2 protein-coding genes are annotated in these 1,063 nt (G+C 50.5%); one reads left to right on the top strand and one right to left on the bottom strand.

Annotation, left to right across the window (positions count from 1 at the left end; genetic code table 11):
- Positions 1 to 838 (top strand): isocitrate/isopropylmalate dehydrogenase family protein (locus tag QMD53_07200; protein MDI6800421.1); only part of this gene is annotated, 838 nt, incomplete at its 5' end.
- A gap of 21 nt (positions 839 to 859) precedes the next feature.
- Here the strand turns inward: QMD53_07200 and QMD53_07205 are convergent.
- Positions 860 to 1,063, bottom strand: a 204-nt coding sequence (locus QMD53_07205) for a hypothetical protein (protein ID MDI6800422.1), incomplete at its 5' end; no start/stop codon positions are given.

The following is a 1,063-nucleotide window of genomic DNA, read 5'->3' on the forward strand; positions in this document are numbered from 1 at the left end:
GGAGTCGGTCAGAAGAAACAAGGTGGCCATCAAGGGGCCGATAACCACTCCGGTCGGTACCGGCTTTAGGAGCGTAAATGTTGCTCTTCGCAAGGAGCTAGACCTTTACGCCTGTCTGCGCCCAGCCTTCTCGCTAGAGGGCGTCAAGACCCGCTACGAAAATATCGATCTGGTAATCGTTCGGGAGAACACCGAAGATCTCTATGCCGGAATCGAGCGGATGGTAGATAGCGATACGGCCGAGAGCATCAAGCGCATCACGAGAAGCGGCTCGGAGAGGATCGCCCGTTTCGCCTTCGATTATGCCATGCGCGAGGGCAGAAAGAAGGTTACCGCCGTCCATAAGGCCAACATCATGAAGATGAGCGACGGTCTCTTCTTGGAAGTGGCAACCGAAGTGGCCAAGGATTATCCGAACCTGGAATTTGAAGATCGTATCGTGGACAACATGTGCATGCAGCTCGTTCAGAAGCCAGAGCTCTACGACGTTCTGCTCTGTCCCAATCTTTATGGAGATATTTTATCCGATCTTTCGGCAGGTTTGGTAGGCGGGCTTGGTATGGCGCCGGGAGCCAACATCGGCAAAGATGCGGCCGTCTTTGAACCGGTTCACGGTAGCGCCCCCAAATACGCAGGGCTAAATAAGGTCAACCCCTCAGCTATAATCTTATCGGCTGTTCTGATGCTCAAGCACATCAAAGAGACGCAAGCCGCAGATAAGGTATTCAAAGCCACAGCTGAGGTTATCAAAGAGAAGAAGGCGGTCACCTACGATCTGGGCGGCGAGGCTTCGACTAGCCAAATGGCAGATGCGATAATCGGAAAGATAGTGGGATAAGTAATAATCAAGCATAAACCATCAAAAAGGGGCCAAAAGGCCCCTTTTTGATTCCCCCTTTTTCAATACTTCGATATTGATGTGAGCAAGGTCTTTGTAGCCGTTAAGCATTTCGCGGTAGGTCTCGACCGGTTTTGGATCGGATGACTCAATCGAAACGTTGGCGGCATACAGTGATATTTGAGTTAGAACAAGAATAGTTCTGCTCTTTCCAATGTCTATTTT

It is taken from the genome of Actinomycetota bacterium, assembly GCA_030017835.1.
GTDB lineage: Bacteria > Actinomycetota > Aquicultoria > UBA3085 > Oleimmundimicrobiaceae > Yes70-04.